At 60.0% G+C, this 22751-nt stretch carries 19 protein-coding genes and 1 riboswitch; of the genes, 13 read left to right on the top strand and 6 right to left on the bottom strand.

The genetic code is table 11. The annotated features are described in order from the left end of the window. Window positions 1-6 precede the first annotated feature (6 nt). The 8 genes from AC3WP4_RS25550 (at window position 7) to AC3WP4_RS25515 (ending at window position 8635) form a co-directional block, all read left to right on the top strand. Entirely contained in the window at window positions 7-339 is a 333-nt protein-coding gene (locus tag AC3WP4_RS25550) for a YceK/YidQ family lipoprotein (RefSeq protein ID WP_074873081.1), read from the top strand. Window positions 340-515: 176 nt separating this feature from the next. Further along, window positions 516-2273, top strand: coding sequence for a carbamoyltransferase family protein (locus AC3WP4_RS25545; protein ID WP_074873084.1), 1758 nt, complete (start codon window positions 516-518; stop codon window positions 2271-2273). After that, window positions 2257-3387, top strand: a complete 1131-nt coding sequence (locus AC3WP4_RS25540; RefSeq protein WP_074873088.1) for a glycosyltransferase — start codon at window positions 2257-2259, stop codon at window positions 3385-3387. Before AC3WP4_RS25545 ends, AC3WP4_RS25540 begins: the two co-directional genes overlap by 17 nt. Further along, window positions 3387-4283 carry an antimicrobial resistance protein Mig-14 gene (locus tag AC3WP4_RS25535; RefSeq protein ID WP_074873090.1) on the top strand — a complete coding sequence of 299 codons (897 nt, stop codon included), beginning with the start codon at window positions 3387-3389 and terminating at the stop codon, window positions 4281-4283. The genes AC3WP4_RS25540 and AC3WP4_RS25535 overlap by 1 nt, the downstream gene beginning before the upstream one ends. A gap of 8 nt (window positions 4284-4291) precedes the next feature. Beyond that, entirely contained in the window at window positions 4292-5722 is a 1431-nt protein-coding gene (locus AC3WP4_RS25530; protein ID WP_102616453.1) for a PIG-L deacetylase family protein, read from the top strand. After that, the gene (locus AC3WP4_RS25525; protein ID WP_074873096.1) at window positions 5719-6675 is read left to right on the top strand and encodes a glycosyltransferase family protein; all 957 of its coding nucleotides are present in this window, start codon (window positions 5719-5721) and stop codon (window positions 6673-6675) included. Before AC3WP4_RS25530 ends, AC3WP4_RS25525 begins: the two co-directional genes overlap by 4 nt. 39 nt (window positions 6676-6714) lie before the next feature. Continuing rightward, window positions 6715-7482 carry a glycosyltransferase family A protein gene (locus AC3WP4_RS25520; protein WP_074873099.1) on the top strand — a complete coding sequence of 256 codons (768 nt, stop codon included), beginning with the start codon at window positions 6715-6717 and terminating at the stop codon, window positions 7480-7482. A gap of 4 nt (window positions 7483-7486) precedes the next feature. Continuing rightward, window positions 7487-8635, top strand: coding sequence for an O-antigen ligase family protein (locus AC3WP4_RS25515; RefSeq protein ID WP_083383348.1), 1149 nt, complete (start codon window positions 7487-7489; stop codon window positions 8633-8635). Window positions 8636-8677: 42 nt separating this feature from the next. Here AC3WP4_RS25515 and AC3WP4_RS25510 read toward each other — a convergent pair whose 3' ends face one another. Continuing rightward, window positions 8678-9319, bottom strand: coding sequence for a BUD32 family EKC/KEOPS complex subunit (locus AC3WP4_RS25510; RefSeq protein WP_074873105.1), 642 nt, complete (start codon window positions 9317-9319; stop codon window positions 8678-8680). Window positions 9320-9434: 115 nt separating this feature from the next. Here AC3WP4_RS25510 and msbA point away from each other — a divergent pair, with 115 nt between their 5' ends. Both msbA and hldE read left to right on the top strand, forming a co-directional pair. After that, window positions 9435-11234 carry a lipid A export permease/ATP-binding protein MsbA gene (gene msbA / locus AC3WP4_RS25505; RefSeq protein WP_074873108.1) on the top strand — a complete coding sequence of 600 codons (1800 nt, stop codon included), beginning with the start codon at window positions 9435-9437 and terminating at the stop codon, window positions 11232-11234. 235 nt (window positions 11235-11469) lie between these two features. Beyond that, on the top strand, window positions 11470-12894 hold the full coding sequence (gene hldE, locus AC3WP4_RS25500; RefSeq protein ID WP_074873111.1) for a bifunctional D-glycero-beta-D-manno-heptose-7-phosphate kinase/D-glycero-beta-D-manno-heptose 1-phosphate adenylyltransferase HldE: 1425 nt from the start codon (window positions 11470-11472) through the stop codon (window positions 12892-12894). Window positions 12895-13006: 112 nt separating this feature from the next. Here the strand turns inward: hldE and AC3WP4_RS25495 are convergent, their stop codons facing one another. The 4 genes from AC3WP4_RS25495 to AC3WP4_RS25480 all read right to left on the bottom strand — a co-directional run bounded on the left by AC3WP4_RS25495 (window position 13007) and on the right by AC3WP4_RS25480 (window position 16523). Further along, window positions 13007-13975 carry a metal ABC transporter ATPase gene (locus AC3WP4_RS25495; protein ID WP_074873114.1) on the bottom strand — a complete coding sequence of 323 codons (969 nt, stop codon included), beginning with the start codon at window positions 13973-13975 and terminating at the stop codon, window positions 13007-13009. 32 nt (window positions 13976-14007) lie between these two features. Beyond that, on the bottom strand, window positions 14008-14820 hold the full coding sequence (locus AC3WP4_RS25490; RefSeq protein WP_102615340.1) for an aldo/keto reductase: 813 nt from the start codon (window positions 14818-14820) through the stop codon (window positions 14008-14010). Beyond that, complete coding sequence (locus AC3WP4_RS25485) at window positions 14817-15992, bottom strand: NAD(P)/FAD-dependent oxidoreductase (protein WP_074873120.1); 1176 nt, start codon at window positions 15990-15992, stop codon at window positions 14817-14819. The genes AC3WP4_RS25490 and AC3WP4_RS25485 overlap by 4 nt, the downstream gene beginning before the upstream one ends. A gap of 198 nt (window positions 15993-16190) precedes the next feature. Continuing rightward, on the bottom strand, window positions 16191-16523 hold the full coding sequence (locus tag AC3WP4_RS25480) for a DMT family transporter (protein WP_008027887.1): 333 nt from the start codon (window positions 16521-16523) through the stop codon (window positions 16191-16193). Between the two features lie 103 nt (window positions 16524-16626). On the opposite strand from AC3WP4_RS25480, the gene AC3WP4_RS25475 reads away from it, so the two are divergent. Beyond that, window positions 16627-17529: a LysR family transcriptional regulator gene (locus tag AC3WP4_RS25475; RefSeq protein ID WP_102615338.1), complete on the top strand. Its 903-nt coding sequence runs from the start codon at window positions 16627-16629 to the stop codon at window positions 17527-17529. 11 nt (window positions 17530-17540) lie between these two features. Continuing rightward, complete coding sequence (gene waaA / locus AC3WP4_RS25470; RefSeq protein ID WP_102615337.1) at window positions 17541-18821, top strand: lipid IV(A) 3-deoxy-D-manno-octulosonic acid transferase; 1281 nt, start codon at window positions 17541-17543, stop codon at window positions 18819-18821. Window positions 18822-18877: 56 nt separating this feature from the next. Here waaA and AC3WP4_RS25465 read toward each other — a convergent pair whose 3' ends face one another. Next, window positions 18878-20317 carry a TolC family outer membrane protein gene (locus AC3WP4_RS25465; RefSeq protein WP_074873130.1) on the bottom strand — a complete coding sequence of 480 codons (1440 nt, stop codon included), beginning with the start codon at window positions 20315-20317 and terminating at the stop codon, window positions 18878-18880. A gap of 192 nt (window positions 20318-20509) precedes the next feature. Continuing rightward, a riboswitch (TPP riboswitch) is annotated at window positions 20510-20615 on the top strand. 163 nt (window positions 20616-20778) lie between these two features. Here AC3WP4_RS25465 and thiC point away from each other — a divergent pair. Beyond that, entirely contained in the window at window positions 20779-22668 is a 1890-nt protein-coding gene (gene thiC / locus AC3WP4_RS25460; RefSeq protein WP_102615336.1) for a phosphomethylpyrimidine synthase ThiC, read from the top strand. Window positions 22669-22751: the final 83 nt, after the last annotated feature.

Genomic DNA, 22751 nt, shown 5'->3' with positions numbered 1-22751 from the left:
CAGATTTTGACAATAAAAATAACGCTGTTGCTGAGCGCTTTTGCACTGGTTTTATCAGGCTGCGGGACCGCTGTTACAGTGCTGCAAGATGAAGAAGACGCGGCTCGCAGTCTTAGAAAGCAGAAGACCTACTGCCAGTCCATCCCGCGTATCTACAGTGGTCTGGCGTTCGACTTTTGCGTATTGAATGCAGCGCCTGATCCCACGGGAATTCTCTTGCCGTTCGTATTGGTGGATTTCACCCTGTCGGGTGTTTTCGATACCGTCCTCCTGCCTTATACGGTTTACCGCCAGGCTACTGACGGCAATATCAGCATCTATTGGCGAGCAGGCCGCTGATGAGCAATGCCGCCTGCTATCGCCCGAGCCATCTTCACGGGGGCAATATGCGCTGGGTCATTCCCGCCATGTTTACGCTATAATCCCGCCCTTTAGCTGCCACTCGCCCTTTGCGAGGGCACATTAATCTTTGAGGCGCCTTGCGCCTGCATGCAGACTAAAGAGGCTAGACCCCTGTGGCATTGACGATTCTTGGCCTGTCCGGCGCCCTTAGCCATGATCCTTCCGCAGCCCTGTACATCGACGGCAAGCTGGTCGCGGCAGCTGAGGAAGAGCGCTTTGTGCGCGATAAACATGCAAAGAACCGCATGCCTTACGAGTCGGCGAAGTTCTGCCTCGAGCAGGCCGGTATCAAGCCATCCGACGTTGATGTGGTAGCGATTCCGTTCGCGCCGATCAGCCTGTTCGGCAAGGCTCGCTGGCAGTACGCCAAGCGTTACTGGTACGCCCCGGATCGCGCTCTTGACGCGATCCTGATGGGCAACCGTCGCTACAAGCGTTATCGCAACAAGATTGTCTGGTGCCTCGAGCAACTGGGCTTCGATCCGAAGAAAATCAAGATCGAGCCGGTCGAGCACCACCTGGCCCACGCCTCCAGCGCTTATCACTGCTCCGGTTTCAAAGAGAAAACCGCGATCCTGGGGATCGACGGCAAGGGTGAGTACGCCACGACCTTCTTCGGTTACGGCGAGAATGGCAAGATCCACAAGATCAAGGAATTCTTTGATCCGGATTCCCTCGGCGGCCTGTATGGCGCGATCACCGAGTTTCTCGGTTTCGATATGCTCGACGGTGAGTTCAAGGTCATGGGCATGGCGCCGTACGGCGACGCCAGCAAATACGATTTCTCGCGCCTGGCTTCGTTCGAAAACGGCGAGCTGGTGATCAACACCGACTACGCCAACGTCATCGGCCTGCGTCGTTACAAGGAAAAAGGCAAAGGTTACTACTTCTCGCCGAAGCTGATCGAGTGGCTGGGCCCGAAGCGCGAAGGTGATATCGCCGACGAGCCGTACATCCACTACGCAGCGAGCATTCAAGCGCTGTTCGAAAAAATCTCGCTGCAGATGATCGACCACTACCTGGGCGACGTGCTCAAGGAAACCGGCAAGCTGGCCTACGCTGGTGGCTGTGCGTTGAACGTCAAGCTGAACCAGAAAATCATCGCCCGCGATGACGTTAAAGAACTGTTCGTGCAGCCTGCGTCCGGCGATGCCGGCACCGCGGTAGGCGCGGCGGCCTATGTGTCCCATGCCCGTGGTGTGCCGGTCGAGAAGATGGAACACGTCTACCTCGGCCCGTCGTACACCAACGAAGACGTGCTCGCCGCGTGCGCCCGTCACCCGAGCAAGCCGGTATGGCGCAAGCTTGAGAACATGCCGGAAAACATCGCCAAGATCATGGTCGATGGCAACCCGGTGGCCTGGTTCCAGGGTCGCATGGAGTTCGGTCCGCGCGCCTTGGGCGGTCGTTCGATCATCGGTTGCCCGAGCGCCGTTGGCGTGGCTGACCGCATCAACCACCAGATCAAGTTCCGCGAGCGCTGGAGGCCTTTCTGCCCGTCGATGCTCGACACCGTTGCACCGCAGATGATCAAGATCGATCACCCGGCGCCGTTCATGACCTTCACCTTTGAAGTGGCGGAAGAGTGGAAGACCCGTGTGCCGGAAGTCGTCCACGAAGACGGTACGTCCCGGGCCCAGGTGCTCAAGCGCGAATACAACCCGCGCTACTACGACATGATGAAGGCGCTGGAAGTGCTGACCGGTAACGGCGTGTCGCTGAACACCTCGCTCAACCGTCGTGGCGAACCGATGATCTGCTCGCCGACGGACGCCCTGAACATGTTCTTCGGTTCCGATCTGCAGTACCTGATCATGGAAGACATCCTGGTGGTCAAAGAGGGCGCGGACGCATATGACACGCTCGGCTGAACGCCATGTGCTGCAGTTCTGTCACGGCTATGACGGGCCGTTTCTAGACTGCGCCCGGCAGTACGCCAGCCTGTTCGCGGGGACCGGTTATCGCGTGACCACGGTGTTTCTGACCGGGGCCGCCGATGCCGAAGTCGCCGCGGGCTGCGCTTCCGATGAGGTGCTGTTCATGGAATACAGCTCCAAGGCCATTCGTGGCCTGAAGCTGGGCGCCATCAGCGACCTGCGCAAGATCGCCGCCTCGCGCAATTTCAGTTTTTGCATCGCTCACCGTTTCAAGCCTGTTTATATCGCCTTGCTCGGCACGTCGTTGCCAGTGATTGGCGTGCATCACGCGTTTGACGATTACAAGCGCGGTACTCGCAAACTCTTCGCCAATATTTTCCGCAAGCGCCTGAGCCTGCTCGGGGTTTCGGATGCCGTACGCGACGACATGCGCCAGTGCCTGACGAAGTGGCCGGCGGCGCGGATTCAGACGCTCTATAACCGTATCGATGTGCAGACCTTGCAGGACAGTCAGGTGTCGGTTCGCGAGGCCCGGGAAACCCTTGGCCTGGCGCCGGATGCCTGGGTTGTCGGCAATGTCGGGCGGCTGCACCCGGACAAGGATCAGACTACGCTGCTGCACGGTTTTGCTGCGGCGTTGCCGGGTTTGCCGGCCAGCAGTCAATTGGTGATTCTCGGTGCCGGTCGACTGGAACAGGACCTCAAGGCCCTGGCCCGTGAGTTGGGTATCGGCGACCGCGTGTTGTTTCTCGGTCAGGTGCCTGAAGCCCGACGCTATTTCCGTGCCTTCGATGTGTTTGCACTGAGTTCCGATCACGAACCGTTCGGCATGGTGCTGCTGGAGGCGATGGCTGCCGGTGTGCCGTTGCTCGCTACGGCATGTGGCGGGGCGAAGGAAGTGGTCGAGGGCGTCGGTATCCTGTTCCCGCTGGGCGATGCCGAACACTTGGCTCAAGGGCTGCAACATCTGGCCGCGATGGATGAGCAGCAGCGTCACCAGTGTGCCGAGCTGATGCTCGATCGCTTGCGTGAGCGCTTCTCCGACCGCGCGGTACGCGATGCCTTCTGGCGTTTGCCGCACGTTACCGAACTGGCGTCGAGGGCCTGATGCTCAACCGATTTCAAGGCTGGCGCGAACGTGGCTGGGCGGTAGTCGACGCCTCGACATATGCCCAGGCCTGGCAACGATATGGCGGCAGTGTCGCCACTCATCCCATGGTGGTCGAGCGGCTTTCGCAGCTGGCCGACATTCCTGTGCGCTACCTGGCCTGGGAGCAAAACGGTGAAGTCAAAGCCGCGATCCCGACTTGGGGTCGCGATCTCGCCTTGTCCAAGGACGTGCTCAAGCGCTGCGGTAAAAAAGGCCTGTTCGACCTCGGTAATGCCGAGTTCATCCTGCCGGCCGCTGCCGATGCGCAAGCGCCGCTGCGTCATCGTGGACGCTACCTGTCGGCGCTGAACGAAGGCCGTTTTACCGGCATCAAGTTGCAGGCTGAACAGCTGGCGATGGCCCGCACACCCGAAGAACTGTCGAAGAAGTTTCGCTACAACCAGCGTCGTGAATTGCGATTGCTGGAAGAAGCGGGCGGAGTGGTTCGGCCGGTCGCGGAGTTTTCCAGCAGTGAACTGGCGGCGATCTATTGCGACCTGTTCCAGCGTCGCTGGGGGTTCCCGGCGACGGGGGCCGAGCGCATGGCGGAGGTCATCGAGTTGCTGCGTGACTTGCTGATCGGCTCGGTGATTTTTCTCAACGATGCGCCCATCGCGATTCAATTGGTCTACCGTGTCGAGACACCGCAGTGGATCAGCGTCGAGTACATCAATGGCGGCGTCGATCCCGAAACCCGCGAATTCAGTCCGGGCAGCGTGCTGAGCTTTATCAATACGCAAAGCGCCTGGGAGCATGCCCGGGCGTTGGGCAAACCGTTGCGCTTTTCTTTCGGTCGCGCCGACCGTGAATACAAGGATCGCTGGTGCAATCCTGTGCCGGTGTTCACCGTATGAGCCAGCCCATGAACCGCAAACAGCAATTGCTCAAGCGCCATCGGCGCAACAAACGCATCGGTCTGCTCATCGCGCTGGTGCTTTTGATTGCCGTGGGTGTGCTGGTGGCCTGGTGGCTGCCGCTGGTGCTCGCGGTTCTAGGCTGGATTGCTCATGAGGCCTGGTTCGCCGACCATTTGTTCTATTCGCCCAATGACGATTATCAGTACAGCTTTCCACCGTACACCCAACAGCCCAAGGTTCATCTTGACGGTGAACGTTTGCGCCTGGACGACGGGGTCATGCTGGTCGACGACGCCACGCTGATCCTGGCGCTACGGATAAAAAGCACTTGGCTGGGACGCTTCATCGATCCCGTGGTCGAGTTGTCGGGGGGAGATAACCCGGACCGACAAACGTTCGAGCGGGGTGTGAACGGCCTGCGTTACCTCAACCTCAGTGGTCAGGCGCAGGTTCTGTCGCAAGGTGAGCTACGCCTGCGCGGGCGGTTCTGCCGACTGCTGGGTGAGCCGGTGCTCAGGGCGTTCGAGCATCCGGATTACAGCCGTCAACGGGTGATGGTGATCGCACCCCATGCCGACGATGCCGAGTTGGCCGCATTCGGCCTGTACAGCAGCGCCAGTCAAAGCTGGATCGTGACCCTGACTGCCGGTGAAATCGAGGCCGGGCACTATCAGCAGATGGGGCTCGATGGCGTCGAAGCGTCCCGGTTGAAAGGCTCGCTTCGTGCCTGGGACAGCCTCAGCGTGCCGCTGTGGGGTGGTGTACCTCAGGAACGCTGCATTCAGTTGGGCTATTTTTGCCTGCAATTGCCCGTCATGCAAAGCGCGCCGACCGAGGCCGTGGTCTCCCGTGAGGCACAGCTGGGCGATACCCGATTTTTTCGACGGTTCAATCCGTTTGCCCTGGGCAGTGACGTCGATGGCATACCGTCCTGGAACAATCTGCTGGCCGACCTGAGTGAGTTGATCGAGCGTATTCAGCCTGAGGTCATCGTTTTGCCACATCCGCGTTTCGACCCGCACCCAGACCATCTATGCTCACAGCAGGCGGTAATGCAGGCACTGAACGGTACAGCCTGGCAGCCCGGCACCTTATTGCATTACGCCAATCATCTTCACGACAACGATCGCTGGCCAATGGGTGATGCCGGGACCGGTGTGACCCTGCCGCCACAGATCAGTAATCACGAACCGTTGCGGCCCTGGGCGCTTTGTCTGTCGGCTGAAAAGCAGTGGCACAAGGCTATGTCGTTGGGCATGATGCACGACCTTCAGCCCCGACTTCCCCTCAAGCGTCTACTTCGTCGGGCGATCCAACGTTGTCTGGCGGCCCGTCGCTGGCCGGCTTTCGGCGAAAACGAGTTCTTCCGTAAAGCGGTGCGACGCCACGAATTATTCTGGGTCCAAGAGCTGTCTGGAAAGAGAGAGACCAATTGAAAGTTCTGTTTCTGGTGCAGAAAGAGCAGCGAGCGATCCTCGATCGACTGTACGACGGTATCGCCGAGCACTGCGACTGCGACAAGCGCGAGCTGACCAGCGCGGAGCAGGACGACCTGCGTGGATATTTCCGCAAGCATGTCGATGTGACCCGCTACGACCGGATAGTGTTTTTCCTGCGCTTCAAAAAAGAAATCAGACAGGTGAGGTTCATCCAGACCCTGCCCAATCTGGTTATTCTGGAACACGATGCGTACCAGAACTACATCCCGTGCAAGTACACCGGCAAGTTCAGCGCCCATTACCGCAAGCTGCCCTGGGTGCGGGTGATCAGCTCGGGCTTCATGGTCAGCCAGCGCTTGCGTGAGGAAGGGTTTGACGCGCATTTCGTGCCCAAGGGCTACGATCAGGCGTTGTTGCAAAACTGCCAGCGTGAACGTGATATCGAGCTGGGTTTCGTCGGCAGCCTCAACAGCGTGGCGTATGCCGGGCGCAAGGCCATGCTCGAGTCCGTGGCCGAAGTGGAGAACCTGCTGATCACGCGCACCAAGTCGGGCGAGGAATACTGCGAGACGTTGAGTCGGATCCGTTACTTCGTGAGTGCCGACGTCGGCATGGGCGAATACATGATCAAGAACTTCGAGGCCATGGCCTGTGGTTGTGTGCTGTTTGCTTACGATCAAGGGGAAGCAGAGAATCGCGCGCTGGGGTTTGTCGATATGCACAACATCGTGCTCTATCGAACCCGCGACGAACTCAGGGAAAAACTGGCGGTGTTGCGCCAGTCCCCACAGCTGACCGAGACCATTTCATTGGCCGGGCAGGCTTTGGTAGAGCAGCATTACACGTTCCGGGCGGTAGGACATGCGATCGTCGACGCCCTGCGTGCGCCGTTGCGCGAGCATGTTCCGCTGGGCTGGAAAGAAAAATTACGCTTGTCGCTGGGGCTGTGAAGCCGGGCGATTAAACAACCTATGGTGCGGTGCAAATAAATGCTGTTCAGCGAGACTAGCGACATTTCGGTAGTAATCACTAGTTGCGGTCGCTTCGATCTGTTGAAGCGTACGCTCGAGACGTTTGACCGGTTCAACACGGCTCCCATTCGTAAGGTGTTCATTACCGAGGACTCCGGCGACAGCGCCGTAGAGGCCTGTATTCCGGAACACTGGAGAGCGCACACCCAGTTCTTCATCAACCAGCCACGCCTGGGGCAGTTGCGATCCATCGATGCCGCTTATGCCCAGGTGCAGACATCGTGGATTTTCCACTGTGAAGATGACTGGGACTTCTATCGCGAAGGGTTCATCGAAGAGTCCCAATGCCTGCTGGAAGAAGATCCCCAGGCACTGCAAGTGTGGTTGCGCAGCTTCAATCATGACCTGATGGTTCACAGTCCTTATGTGTTCCTGAACGAACGCAAAGTCAGCCATGGCATTCCTTTCTACGTACTGGGCTCGCAAAAAGCCGAGTGGCAAGGTTTTTCCTTTAATCCAGGGCTGCGCCGTCGTGCGGATTACTTGATGCATGCACCGTATTCCGGTTTCTCCGGGGAGAAAGACCTGTCGCGCCTGTACGCTGGCGAGAACCGCTATGCGTTGATTCTGGAAAACGACGCGGTACTGCACACCGGCTTCGGAGAGCATGTAGTGGTTCCGAAGGAGCGGGAGAACAAGTTACGGCGTAAACGTCTCGATCGGCTGAAGCTGATTGCAGCTCTTATCTTGGGTCTGGCAATAGGTTGGGTGCTCCATGGAATTTAGCGGCATGAAGCCAGCAAAGAACACCTTGACCTATTTCGGCGCAGTGCTTTGCCTGTTTCTGTTGAGCTTTGTGGTGGGCTGGTCGTCGAAGTGGACCAACAACCTGTTCTACGTCCTGATGGCATTGCCGGGCCTGGTCTTCCTGATCAAGGAGCGCGGTGCGGGCTTGCTCAAGGAGCCAATGGCATGGGGCTGGCTAGCGTTCATTCTGTGGTTTCTGGTACCTGCGACGATTGCCGGGCAGTTGCAATTCTACAAACACGTCTTCTATGTACTGATGTTCGTGATGGTGGCCGCAGCCCTCACCGATCCGCAGTTTTTCCGCAGCGCAGCTTTTATTCGCGCTCAGTTCTGGATTCTGACGTTGTACATTTTCGGCAGTGCGCTCTACGGATGGGCAACCGGTGAGTTCGCCGTCGGTAGCCGGGTGGCGATACTTCCGGCACGCCTGGAGAATGTCATCTACGCCAGCATCTGGCTGTTTTGTGCGTTGGCGCTGGCGCTGCCAATCTGGCTCAAGGAGCGAAAGTATATCGAGGGTGGCCTGGCCATCGTGTTGTCGGTGTTCGCGGTAGCCTTCGTCCTGCAGACGCGTACTGCGTTCGTGGGGGCTGTGTTCCTGTTTGGCATCTGGTTGCTTTACGGTATTTATCTCAAGCCGCGGCTGGTTGGCACTGCGGTGGCGATTGGCGCGGTTGTTTCAGGCCTGTTGTTCCTGATGGTGCACAACGAAGCCTGGTACCAGTCCCTCTGGACTCGAGGCGATTCGTACCGTATCGAAATCTTCCAGATCATGGTCGGCGAGTGGCGCCACTGTGGCTGGACGCTGGGCTGCGGCATCAACTTTCATACCGCCCAGGTGCTCGATGGCTCTATGCCGATTCAGCATCCACACAACATTTTCGTAGCGCTGGGGCTGTACAGCGGCGGGGTCGCGCTGGCGTTGTTCGTCGCGCTGATGGTCGCAAGCCTTTGGCAGGCCTGGCGTCTGCGCGACGCGTGGGGAATGTACCTGGCGTGTGCGCTGGTGATGCTGAATTTCGATGGCAGTTTGCTGATCGGTAACCCTGACGAATTGTGGCCACTGGTGCTGCTGCCCGCCGCGATGATCCTCTCTCGAGTGCTGAAGACGCGACAACCTGCGCTGGCGTAATGCCTGGCCTTCGCTTCCTCCCCGGAGGCGAAGGCCGTCAGATCATTTTTGCAGTGCGACGCTCAGCTCTTCCTTGGAGCAGATGCTCTGGGTCTGGCCATAATGCTGCATGAAGACTTCGCCGCGACTGTCGAGCAGCCATTGGCGATCTTGCGGGTAACGCACCATATGCTTGAAGTTGCGCAGCCGCAGCGTCTTGCGCAGCGGACGGCGATACACCCGCAGGTCGGCGATGTCGATCAGACCCAGCTGATGTTCGGGTGTGAGTACGATGTTGCCCAGGTGCGCCGAGCGAAAGTAAATCCCCCGCTCATGCAAGGTGGCCATGAAGACCCCCAATTGGCCTCGCAACGGATCGGCATCGCCCTGGATGTCCAGCAGCTGACGCAGGGTCTGGCCCGGCAGCGGATCGTAGTGCACCGCATCGCGCTCGATACTCGCAATACGGTAAACCTGACGAATCGTGGGGCAGGGGATGTGCCGTTCACGCAATGCATCGCAGTTGTCGGCAAAGCGTTTGGCGTACGGGTACCACGCGGCCGACGTCAGCAGGCGTTTGCGGCGAAACAGTTTGAGTATTGAACCGTCCGTCAACCGCAGAACCTTGTCCCCCGAACCATCCGCTTCAAGGACTTGTGCTCCCTCGCGCAGGGCGAGATATCGGGTGTGATCAAGCGCTTGCATCAATACTCCGGGTTGGGCGCCGTGAGGCATGGATAGCCGGCCATGTTACCGCAGCTCAGCGACTAAAATGGCCTGTGTTACACTCGCGGGCTCTTTTCTCATACAACGGGTTCTCATGACCAGCCCTGATTTGCCTGCGCCGTCGAGCTTGAAGATTTACCTGCGCCTGCTGTCGTATGTGCGCCCGTACTGGGGCATGTTTGCCATCAGTATCGTCGGCTTTGTGATTTTTGCCTCGACGCAGCCCATGCTCGCAGGGATTCTCAAATATTTCGTCGATGGCTTGAGCAACCCCGAAGCCGTGCTCTTCCCGACTGTTCCCTATCTGCAAGATTTGCAGTTGCTGATGGCCGTGCCGCTGCTGATCATCCTGATCGCCGCCTGGCAAGGACTGGGCTCTTTCCTGGGCAATTACTACCTGGCCAAAGTATCGCTGGGGCTGGTCCACGACTTGCGGGTCGAGCTGTTCAACAAGTTGCTGGTATTGCCCAACCGTTATTTCGACACTCATAACTCCGGGCACCTGATTTCGCGCATCACCTTTAACGTGACCATGGTCACCGGTGCTGCCACGGACGCCATCAAAGTGGTCATTCGTGAAGGCCTGACCGTGGTGTTCCTGTTTGCTTACCTGCTGTGGATGAACTGGAAGCTGACGTTGGTAATGCTGGCAATCCTGCCGATCATCGCAGTGATGGTGAGCAGCACCAGCAAAAAATTCCGCAAGCAGAGCAAGAAAATCCAGGTGGCGATGGGCGATGTGACTCACGTCGCCTCAGAAACCATCCAGGGCTATCGCGTGGTGCGCAGCTTCGGTGGCGAAAGCTATGAAGAGCGTCGTTTCGCCGAAGCCAGCCAGGGCAACACCGACAAGCAACTGCGCATGACCAAGACCGGTGCGGTCTACACGCCCATGCTGCAATTGGTGATCTACACCGCCATGGCGGTGCTGATGTTCCTGGTGCTGTTCCTGCGCGGCGATGCCACCGCCGGTGATTTGGTGGCCTACATCACCGCAGCGGGCCTGTTGCCCAAGCCGATTCGGCAACTGTCGGAAGTCAGCTCGACCATCCAGAAAGGCGTTGCCGGCGCCGAGAGCATTTTCGAGCAACTGGACGTCGAGCCAGAGGTTGACCTGGGTACCGTCGAGCGTGATCGCGTCAGCGGCCACCTGGAAGTGCGCAACCTGAGCTTCACCTATCCAGGGACCGAGCGTGAAGTGCTGAAGAACATCAGCTTCACGGCAGCACCGGGGCAAATGATCGCCCTGGTCGGTCGTTCGGGTAGCGGCAAGTCGACCCTGGCCAGCCTGATCCCGCGTTTCTATCACCACGAAACCGGCGAAATCATGCTCGATGACGTGGAAATCGAAGACTATCGCCTGCGTAATCTGCGTCGACACGTGGCACAGGTGACGCAGCATGTGACCCTGTTCAACGACACCATCGCCAACAACATCGCCTACGGTGACCTGGCCGGCGCCCCACGTGCCGACATTGAAAAGGCCGCCACGGATGCTTACGCGATGGACTTCATCTCGGAAATGCCGCAAGGCCTGGACACCCAGGTCGGCGAAAACGGCGTGTTGTTGTCCGGTGGCCAGCGTCAGCGCCTGGCGATTGCCCGGGCCTTGTTGAAGAATGCACCGTTGCTGATTCTCGACGAGGCTACGTCGGCACTCGATACCGAGTCCGAGCGACACATTCAGGCGGCACTGGATCAGGTCATGAAAGGTCGCACCACGCTGGTGATCGCTCACCGGTTGTCGACCATCGAGAAAGCCGACCTGATCCTGGTCATGGATCATGGTGAAATCGTCGAGCGCGGCACCCACGCTCAACTGCTGGCGCAAAACGGCTACTACTCGCGCCTGCATGCGATGGGCCTCGATGCCCCGGTTGGCGACATCGCCTGACCCCACAAAAAGGGGTGAGCCTGGCTCACCCCTTTCGCACACCCGGCGTGCAATGCGCCCGGCGGTTTGTATCCAGACCTTTACCTTCCTTGACCAAACTTGTCGATTGTCCGGTTTTCTGATCAATAAATGATCAGAAACATCTGCCGAACCCTCCCATTGCAGCCGTCACACAAGCCCACGCCAACCCTGTGTTAATATCGCGCCCCTGTTCATTTTGTATGTGGGTTGCTCCATGAAGTTGTCCATGCCGCGATTCGATCAAGCCCCTGTCTTGGTGGTCGGCGATGTCATGCTCGACCGTTACTGGCATGGTGGTACCTCACGGATTTCCCCTGAGGCGCCGGTACCGGTAGTCAAGGTCGAGCAAATCGAGGACCGCCCGGGCGGTGCCGCCAACGTTGCGTTGAACATTGCCGCCCTCGGCGCCCCGGCCTCGCTGCTCGGCGTGACCGGTGACGATGAAGCCGCCGACAGCCTGGCCAACAGCCTCAAGGGCGCTGGCGTGCGAGCGGTGTTCCAGCGCATTGCGCACCAGCCGACCATCGTCAAGCTGCGGGTCATGAGCCGTCACCAGCAACTGCTGCGTATCGACTTCGAAGAACCTTTCGCCACCGACGCGCTGGCGTTGGGCGAGCAAGTCGACGAATTGCTCGAAGGCATCAAAGTGCTGGTGCTGTCCGACTACGGCAAAGGCGCGCTAAAAAACCATCAGGTGCTGATCCAGGCCGCCCGTGCCCGTGGCATTCCGGTGCTGGCCGACCCCAAGGGCAAGGATTTCTCGATCTACCGGGGTGCAAGCCTGATCACCCCGAACCTCAGCGAATTCGAAACCATCGTAGGTGGTTGCGCCGATGAGCACGAGCTGGTGAGCAAGGGCGCGCAGCTGATGCACGACCTCGACCTCGGCGCGTTGCTGGTGACCCGCGGCGAACACGGCATGACCCTGTTGCGGCCGGATCATCCGGCGCTGCACCTGCCGGCCCGTGCCCGTGAAGTGTTCGATGTGACCGGTGCCGGCGACACGGTGATTTCCACCCTCGCCGCCGCCATTGCCGCTGGCGAAGAACTGCCTCACGCGGTGGCCCTGGCCAACCTGGCGGCGGGCATCGTGGTCGGCAAACTCGGTACGGCAGCCATCAGCGCGCCGGAACTGCGTCGCGCGATCCAGCGTGAAGAAGGTTCGGAGCGCGGTGTGCTTGGCCTGGAGCAACTGTTACTGGCCGTCGATGATGCGCGTGCGCATAAAGAGAAGATCGTCTTCACCAACGGCTGCTTCGACATTCTGCACGCCGGCCACGTGACCTACCTCGAACAGGCGCGGGCCCAGGGTGATCGCCTGATCGTGGCGGTCAACGACGATGCGTCGGTCAGCCGACTGAAAGGTCCGGGTCGTCCGATCAACAGCGTCGACCGTCGCATGGCTGTTCTGGCAGGTCTGGGCGCCGTGGATTGGGTGATCAGCTTCGCTGAAGGCACCCCGGAAAACCTGCTGCGCGAGGTCAAGCCGGATGTGCTGGTCAAGGGCGGGGACTATGGGATCGAGCAGGTCGTCGGCGCAGACATCGTGACCGCTTACGGCGGAACGGTGAAAGTGCTGGGGCTGGTGGAAAACAGCTCGACTACCGCGATTGTCGAGAAGATCCGCAAGTCCGAGTAACACTGATCGTTCCCACGCTCTGCGTGGGAATGCAGCCCGGGACGCTCCGCGTCCCAAAGCGGACGCAGAGCGTCCATTGAGGCATTCCCACGCAGAGCGTGGGAACGATCAATCAGGAGCTGACTTTTTTACGCGGTACGATTCTTTTCAGTAATAGCTTGGCCTTCCCACGCAACCGCGCCAAACCTGAATCTTTCCCCGGCGGGCTCAAGCCCTGTTGCCGCACCCAATCCTTCCAGCGAATCCGTTCATCCCTCACCAGCCAGCCTTCCTGCTGGGCAAAACTCTCTGCCAGGTACAACCCGCGAGTACTCGCCGGGTACAGCTGATCCTTTTTCAGGGTGTAGAGCTCGGCCATCGGTTGACCGTCCTGCAGCGGCATCAAATACAAATCGGGACGTTTGCGATCGAGGCGGGCCACCAGTTGATCGCCTTCCAGTCGTTCGTCGACATGGAACAGGCTCAGGGATTTGGCCTCCTTGGGGACGTCCAGGCGCAAGTCATAAATCAATTGCAGCGAGGCCGTTGGCAAATGGACATAAGCCCGCGGTCGTTCGATCAGCTGCATCTTGGCGCAACGCACCGGCCGCGCTGAACCGGACAGCGGCGTCAGGCGAAACGGCAAGGCTTCACGGTAATGCAGCGCGGACGAGTAGGGCGCCGGCAGCCACGTGTCGTTGAAACGCCCGCCGAGCCAGCCTTCCGGGGTTTCCAGCAGGCACTCTTCGGCAATTTCCTGAATCGCGGTGTGCAGTGGCAGGTTCAGTTCATGGGCGGGCACGTAACCGGAGATCAGCTTGAGCACTACATCGCCGCGGTCTTGCCGACGCTGACGAACCAACACCCAGTAATCGCGGTTCTGCCAATGCAGGGTCAGGCGCACCGAGACCCCGAGGTTGGCCAGCTCCAGCGAAAACCGCTGAGTGTCGGCGACCGTCACCGGGCGGCGACGTTGCAGCGTCTGGGAGAAATTGAGCGGCATCCCGACGCTTTGATAACTCAGGCCTTCGGGAGTCGCTTCGACGAATAACGGCAGGGTCTTGAAGTTGCTCGGGTTCTTTCTTATGAGCGTACGCGGCATGTCGGCTCCTGCTTAAGGCCGCGTGGGCGGCATCAGTTTCTACGAAGGACCTGGGCAACGGTCGCAACGTTATGGGCGAGGTGCAGCGGATTGATGGTCCCGACAATAGCACTGGCGACACCCGGGTGTTCAAACAACAACTCGAAGCTGGCGCGAACCGGGTCCACCCCCGGGCTCAGGCAAACATGACCGCTGGCGAGGGCTTTTTTGACGAGAATGGCTTTGCCGTGAGCAGCAGCATAGTCAATGACCGGCTTCTCGTTCTGTTCGTTCAGATTGTAGGTGACCATCGCGCAATCACCTTGTTCCAGAGCCTTCAAACCGCCTTCGACGGTTTTGCCGGAAAAACCGAAGCCGCGAATCTTGCCTTCGCTCTTGAGCGCCGCGAGGGTCGCATAGACTTCACTGTCGTTGAGGATCGCCAGGTCGTTGCCGTCGGAGTGCACCAGCACCAGGTCGATGAAGTCCGTTTCCAGGCGTTGCAGGCTACGTTCCACCGACATCCGGGTGTGGGCGGCGCTGAAGTCGTGATGGGACTGGCCATCGGCAAACTCTTCGCCGACCTTGCTGACAATCACCCAATCCTGACGCTGACCCCGCAGCAATGGGCCGAGGCGTTCTTCGCTACGGCCATAAGCCGGAGCAGTGTCGATCAGGTTGATGCCCAGGTCGCGCGCCAGTTTGAGCAGCATGCGCGCTTCGTCGTCATCGGGAATCTGAAAACCGCTGGGATATTTAACGCCTTGGTCGCGGCCGAGTTTTACCGTGCCCAGGCCCAGGGGGGAAACCAGCAGGCCGGTGCTGCCCAGCGGGCGATGCAGATCGTGCAAGGTCGGTTGGCTCATGGCAGCAGTTGCTCCCAGGCAGGGACGCCCATCGGCGGTTTTGGCAGCTCGGGCAGCGGCGCCGGATGGCTTGGCTGGATGCCGTCGCGCTGCAAGGAAGCGATGACGCGATCAGCAAAGTCCGGAGCCAACGCCAGTTTGGTCGGCCAGCCGACCAGCAGCCGGCCTTCTTCGGCAAGGAATGCATTGTCGGGACGGGTCAGTCCCGATTGCAGTGGCTCGGCGCGATCCACCCGAAGGGTGGCCCATTGCGCTGTGCTCAGGTCGATCCATGGCAGCAACTGGCCCAATTCTTTTTGCGCGGTGGCGATTTGCTCGGCGGGTTCGCGGGCGACCCCTTCGGCTTCAGCGATGTCACCGCCCAGATACCAGACCCATTGACCATCGGCGGCAGGATGGGTGGTCACGGTAATGCGCGGCTTGGTGCCGCCGCCCAGGCAGTGGGCATACAGTGGTTTGAGGCCCGGACCTTTGGCGATGATCATGTGCAACGGCCGGCGTTGCATGGCAGGTTGGCTCAAGCCCAGGGCTTCGAGCAGCGCTGCCGTCCCGGCACCGGCGCTCAAGACGATGCGCTGGGCGCGAATCTCGCGCTCGTCGACCTTCAGGCCGACCAGTTTTCCATCCTCCAGCAACGGTTCGATGTTCTGGCCGGCGAGCAGGCCATCACCCGCCAGATCGGCCAGGCGCCGGATCAGGCTCGGCACGTCGATCACCAATTCGGCCAGACGATAGACCTTGCCCTTGAAACGCTTGTCTTGCAGGGCGGGCGGCAGTTGCTCGCCCTTGACCTGATCGACGCGGCCGCGCACCGCTTTGCTGGCGAAGAAACTGGTGAGATTGCCGGCGATCGTGCCGGGGGACCACAGGTAATGGGCTTCGGACAGCAGGCGCACGCCGCTCAGGTCCAGTTCGCCGTCACCGGCCAGGGCTTCGCGCCAGCGCCGAGGCATGTCGGCGATGGCTTCCGAGGCGCCGGTCAGGGCGCCATGCAAGGCGTACTTGGCGCCGCCATGGATGATGCCTTGGGATTTCACGCTTTGCCCTCCACCGAGGCTGGCGCTTTCCACCAGCACGGTCGAAAAACCCTGGCGGCGCAGGCGCGCATTCAGCCAGAGGCCGGCGACACCAGCGCCGACAATCAGAACGTCGGTGGAAATAACGGATGGCATGCAGCGACCTCAGTGTTCAAGACGAGGGCGCAGTATACAGACTCGAAGATTGGAGGTTTTGCTGGCGATCAACACGGCGAATGCAAAACCCTGTGGGAGCGAGCCTGCTCGCGATAGCGGTGGGTCAATCAACATTGATGTTGAATGCTCTGCCGCTATCGCGAGCAGGCTCACTCCCACAGTGGATTGGGTGCGGGCTTAGTGCCCAGCGGTTTTGGAGAAGAGTTGGATCACTACGACGCCCAATACGATCAGCGCCATCCCCAGCATCGCCGGCACATCCAGCTTCTGTCCGTAGATAAACAGCGCCGCGACACTGACCATCACGATTCCCATGCCGGCCCATACCGCATAAGCCACGCCGACCGGAACGCTGCGCACCACCAACGTGAGCATCCAGAACGCGATGCCATAACCGACGATAACCAGAATCAGCGGCAGCGGGGTGCTGAAGCCTTTGACCGCTTTCATCGAAACGGTGGCGATCACTTCGGCGCAGATGGCAATGGCCAGGTAGTAGTAAGCGGTCATGGGTGCATCCTCGTGTGAAGTGTTGCTTTCTGAGGTCGGCATTTTAGAGATTCCCCAGATGCGGTAAAGTCATTACCTATCTGTTTTGAAGATGGGTTGAGCCATGAACACGCAATGGAATCTGGAGCAGCTGCGGCTGTTTGTCAGCGTAGCGGAGCAGCGTTCGTTTTCTGCGGTAGCGCGGGATCAACGCAAGGCGCAGTCGGCAGTCAGCAGTTCGATTGCGCTGCTGGAAGAGGACCTGGGCGTCAGCCTGTTCGACCGTAGCAGCGGCCGCCAGCCGAAACTCACCGAGGCCGGTAACGCATTGCTGGATGAGGCGCGGGAAGTGCTGCGCCAATGCGAACGCCTTAACGGTCGGGCGCTGGCGATGATGCGCGGCCAGGAGGCGCGTTTGCGTGTGGCCCAGGATGAGGCGATGCCTTATCAGCCGATCATCGAAAGCTTCGAAGCCCTGGCTGAACAATTTCCCAGCCTTGAAGTGCAACTGACCAGTGCGGCCCAAGGCGATGTCGCGCGCAAACTGGTGGAGCGTCGGGCCGATCTGGGGTTGCTGTTCTATCACGACCAGATTCCCGAAGCGCTCGAGCGCCGGGTGTTGGGCAGCGTTGAAATGGTCACGGTGTGCGGCGTCGGCCACCCACTGGCGCAACAGGCCCGGGTCGATTGCCAGCAACTGGCGCAGCATCGACAGTTGCTGATGTCCACGCAGTCGAGTGTCTATCCCGGCAGCGAACCCGCCAGCCCGCAAGTCTGGCGGGCCGACAGTTTCTACGTGATGGCTGAGTGGCTGGTGCGCGGCCTCGGCTGGGCCTGGCTGCCGCGCCATGTGGTGCAGTACCCGGCGTATCAGGATCTGATGGTCGAACTGGACAGCGAATGGACCCCGCCAGCGCTGGTGGTGGAGCTGGTCTGGCGCCGCGATGAGCCTCTGGGGCCGGCAGCTCGTTGGCTGGCGGAACGTTTTGCCGTGCACTTGCAGACGATCGGTGAAAAAAGCCGATAAACTCCGCCGCCATGAATAGAACTCTCTACACCGCGCTGTTTTACCTGGGGCTGCCATTGGTAGCGATTCGGCTGTGGCTGCGGGCGCGCAAGGCGCCGGCGTATGCCAAGCGCATTGGCGAACGTTTCTCCCTCGGGTTACCGACGATGAAAATGGGCGGCATCTGGGTGCACGCGGTGTCGGTGGGCGAAAGCATTGCCGCGGCGCCGATGATTCGCGCCTTGCTGCAACGTTATCCCCAGTTGCCCATTACCGTGACCTGCATGACCCCGACCGGTTCGGAGCGCATCCACGCGCTGTTCGCCAATGAACCGCGCATCCAGCACTGCTATTTGCCTTATGACTTGCCTTGCGCAGCAAAGCGATTCCTTGATCGGGTCCAGCCGAAACTGGCGGTGATCATGGAAACCGAGCTCTGGCCGAACCATATCCATCAGTGCGCCAGGCGCGGGATTCCCGTGGCCCTGGCCAATGCGCGACTGTCCGAGCGTTCCGCCAAGGGTTATGGCCGCTTCGGCAAACTGACCCAGCCGATGCTCGCCGAGATGAGCCTGTTCGCGGTGCAGACCGAAGCCGAGGCCCAGCGCTTCCGCGATTTGGGTGCGCGCCCGGAAACCGTCGAAGTGACCGGCTCGATCAAGTTCGACCTGACCATCGACCCGGCACTGCTTGAGCGTGCCGCCGAGTTGCGTGCGCAATGGCAGGCGCAGGAGCGCGCGGTGTGGATTGCGGCCAGTACGCACGAAGGCGAAGACGAAGTGGTGCTGGCGGCTCATCGTCAGTTGCTGGCCAATCATCCCGATGCGTTGCTGATTCTGGTGCCGCGCCATCCAGAACGTTTCAACACGGTGTTCGAGCTATGTCGGCAACAGGGTTTCGCCACGGTGCGTCGCTCCACTGGCGACCCGGTCACCGCGCAAACGTCGGTGCTGGTGGGCGACACCATGGGTGAGTTGCTGTTTCTGTATGCCTTGGCCGACAGCGCGTTTGTCGGCGGCAGTCTGGTGCCGAACGGCGGGCACAACCTGCTGGAGCCGGCGGCTCTGGCCAAACCGGTGTTGAGCGGGCCACACCTGTTCAATTTCCTCGAAATCGCCGCGCAGTTGCGCAGCGCCGGGGCGTTGCAGGAAGTGGAGGATGCCGAAGGTCTGGCGCTGGCGGTGCAGCGGCTGTTCGAATTGCCGAGCGATGCGCAACGGATGGCGCAGGCGGGGTTGAAAGTGATGCGCACCAATCAGGGCGCGTTGCAGCGATTGCTGGATGGGTTGGGGCGGTTGATCGACAAGTCCTGAATCTGTCGCTGATCCATTGTGGAGAGGGGGCAAGCCCCCTCGCCACAGGTTTACCTTTACTGCGTTGGATTGGCTTTGAGTTGCTCCGCCGCAGCCTTCGCCAGGTCCGGCGGCAAGAAGTCTTTATCCGGGTTGTAATCAGCCTTCAGATAACGCGCCAGGTCCTGCAAGTCCCCCGGGTTCAACGTGCCCGCGGCCTGTTTCAAGCGCAGGTTGTCGAGGATGTAGTCGTAGCGCGTGTTGTTGTAGTCGCGCACCGAGGTGTACAGCTGACGCTGGGCATCCAGTACGTCGACGATGTTCCGTGTGCCCACCTGATAACCGATTTCGGTCGCTTCCACCGCGCTCTGGTTGGAGATGATCGACTGCTTGCGCGCCTGCACCTGCTCGACGTCGGTGTTCACCGCGCGGTGCAGGTTGCGGGTGCTTTCGACGATTTGCCGGCGCAGGGCTTCACGTTGCTGTTCGGACTGATCCAGCTGTGCATACGATTGGCGCACCTGGGAATTGATCAGGCCGCCGCTGTAGATCGGGATATTCAGTTGCAGGCCCACGGTGGTCTGGTCAACGTCGCCCTTGTAGGGCGAGCCGAAGACATTCGGGTTGCTGAAGCCCAGGGCATCGTTATCGCCTTTCTCGTACTTCGCCACGGCGTCCAGGGTCGGCGCGTGGCCGGCCTTGCGCTGCTTGAGGGTTTCTTCGGCGGCGCTAACGGCGTAGTTGCTGGCCAACAGATTGAGGTTCTGCCTGGCCGCCGTATCGACCCAGGATTTGGCGTCGTTCGGTGATGGCGGCAGAATCGGCAGGGTGTGGACAATGCCCTGAATCGAGTTGTACTGACGGTTGGTCAGGGTGATCAGGGCTTCGAACGCATCATCCACCTGACGCTGCGCGACGATCCGGTTGGCCCGCGCGGTGTCGTAACTGGCCTGGGATTGCAGCACGTCGGTCTTGTCCGACAGGCCGACATCGAAGCGCTCGTTGGATTGATCGAGCTGGCGCTTGAATGCGGCTTCCTCGGCCTTGGTCGAGGCCAGGTTGTCCTGGGTGCGCAATACGTTGAAGTAGCTTTCGGCGGTCTGCAGGATCAGGTTTTGCTGGGTCGCCGAGAGTTGCAAGGCGGCCTGTTCATTAACGTCCTTGGCAGCCTGGAACTGGAACCAGCGATCGGCCCGGAACAGCGGTTGCGCCAGCGTTGCCTGATACGAATGAGCATTGCGGGTAAAGGTGGACGCAGGCTGATCGATCGACGTGCGCACGTTAGCCACTTCGGCACCGCCAGAGAGGTTCGGCAGCAGCCCGGCGCGAGCCTGGGGCACGACTTCTTTCTGGGCGCCATATTGGGCGATGGCGGCAGCAAGGTCGGCGTTATTGTCCACCGCTTCCTGGTAGACGCTGACCAGATCGGTTTTGGTCGATAAGGGCGCTTCTGCTGCCCAGGCCATTCCATTGGAAGCACAAGACACGGCAACGGCCAGTGAGAGTTTGCGCAGCATGAGGCCATCCCTAAAAAATTACGCTGATAATTTGAGCGCCAAGGCTACGGCGCGGCTCATACAGCGTCAAGGCGCGGTATGGCGTAGCGAGTGTAGTTGTGCGCAACGACCGCAACAATCCTGTAATTGCGCCATTCATCACGGTGTTTACCGCGGTGTTGGCGTTCTTTGCCGGTTGTGTCTAGACTGGCCGGGTTCTTGTCGGGGTGCCTTGCTATGAGGCTGAGATCGAATAATTTCGGATCCCGTTGAACCTGATCAGGTTAGCGCCTGCGTAGGGAACAAGATTTCTCGTCACCCGGCGAGTCCTCTTGTGCTTCGTCCGGGATGTTGTTCGACAATCGAACACCCCTCGAGCACTGAGCACAGCACAGCTGGTTTCCCCAGCGCACGTGCGTCCATTCGTTTACAGGTTCGCTCCGACAAAAATCCACTGCCTGGATGTGTCTGGAGAGCCCGTGATGACGATAAAACTAAAAAACACTACGAACCTGAGTGATTCGGCCCAAGTCGATCAGCAATCGGTTCAGCCGTTTACCCGCTCGCAAAAAATCTACGTTCAGGGCTCCCGCCCGGACATCCTCGTGCCGATGCGCGAAATCAGCCTTGATGTAACCCCGACCGACTTCGGCGGTGAGGTCAACGCGCCGGTCGTTGTGTACGACACTTCGGGCCCGTACACCGACCCCAACGTCGTCATCGACGTACGCAAAGGCCTCGCCGATGTGCGTTCGCCGTGGATCGAATCCCGTGGCGACACCGAGCGCCTGCCAGGCCTGAGTTCCAACTTCGGCCAGGAACGCCTCGCTGATGAAGAGCTGACCAAGCTGCGTTTCGCTCACGTGAACAACCCGCGCCGCGCCAAGGCCGGCGCCAACGTCAGCCAGATGCACTACGCGCGCAAAGGCATCATCACCGCCGAGATGGAATACGTCGCCATCCGCGAAAACATGAAGCTTGAAGTGGCTCGCGCCGCTGGCCTGCTGGACCAGCAACACGCCGGTTACAGCTTTGGCGCCAGCGTGCCGAAAATCATCACCCCTGAATTCGTCCGTGAAGAGATCGCCCGCGGTCGCGCGATCATTCCAGCCAACATCAACCACACCGAACTGGAACCGATGATCATCGGCCGTAACTTCCTGGTGAAGATCAACGGCAACATCGGCAACAGCGCCTTGGGTTCGTCCATCGAAGAAGAAGTGGCGAAACTGACCTGGGGCATTCGCTGGGGTTCGGACACTGTCATGGACCTGTCCACCGGCAAACACATTCACGAAACCCGCGAGTGGATCATCCGTAACTCGCCGGTGCCGATCGGTACCGTGCCGATCTATCAAGCGTTGGAAAAAGTCGGCGGCGCTGCCGAAGACCTGACCTGGGAGCTGTTCCGCGACACGCTGATCGAACAGGCCGAGCAGGGCGTCGACTACTTCACCATCCACGCCGGCGTACTGTTGCGCTACGTGCCGCTGACCGCCAAACGCGTGACCGGTATCGTTTCCCGTGGCGGTTCGATCATGGCCAAGTGGTGCCTGGCGCACCACAAAGAGAACTTCCTCTACACCCATTTCGAAGACATCTGCGAAATCATGAAGGCCTACGACGTCAGCTTCTCGCTGGGCGATGGCCTGCGTCCGGGCTCGATTGCCGACGCCAACGACGCGGCGCAATTCGGTGAGCTGGAAACCCTCGGCGAGCTGACCAAGATCGCCTGGAAACACGACGTACAGTGCATGATCGAAGGCCCGGGCCACGTGCCGATGCAGTTGATCAAAGAGAACATGGACAAGCAGCTGGAATGCTGCGACGAGGCGCCGTTCTATACCCTCGGCCCGCTGACCACGGACATTGCGCCAGGCTACGACCACATCACCTCGGGTATCGGTGCGGCGATGATCGGCTGGTTCGGTTGCGCCATGCTCTGCTACGTGACGCCGAAGGAACACTTGGGTCTGCCGAACAAGGATGACGTGAAGACCGGGATCATCACCTACAAGATCGCCGCGCACGCCGCCGACCTTGCCAAGGGCCATCCGGGCGCGCAGATCCGCGACAACGCCTTGAGCAAGGCGCGTTTCGAATTCCGCTGGGAAGACCAGTTCAACCTGGGCCTCGATCCGGACACCGCTCGTTCGTATCACGATGAGACCCTGCCGAAGGATTCGGCCAAGGTCGCGCACTTCTGCTCCATGTGCGGACCGAAATTCTGCTCGATGAAGATCACTCAGGAAGTCCGCGAATATGCGGCCAACCAGCGCATCGAAACCGTCGACGCCGAAGTCGCCCAGGGATTGGCGGAACAGGCCGAGCGGTTCAAGCAGGAAGGCAGTCAGCTGTACAAGAAGGTTTGATCCTGTACTGATCGTTCCCACGCTCTGCGTGGGAATGCAGCCCGTGACGCTCCGCGTCACTGGACGCGGAGCGTCCCTAGAGG

The organism is Pseudomonas sp. FW305-20 (assembly GCF_058788075.1).
Note: the sequence above shows the minus strand (reverse complement) of the source record. Positions and strands in the feature narration are given on the sequence as shown.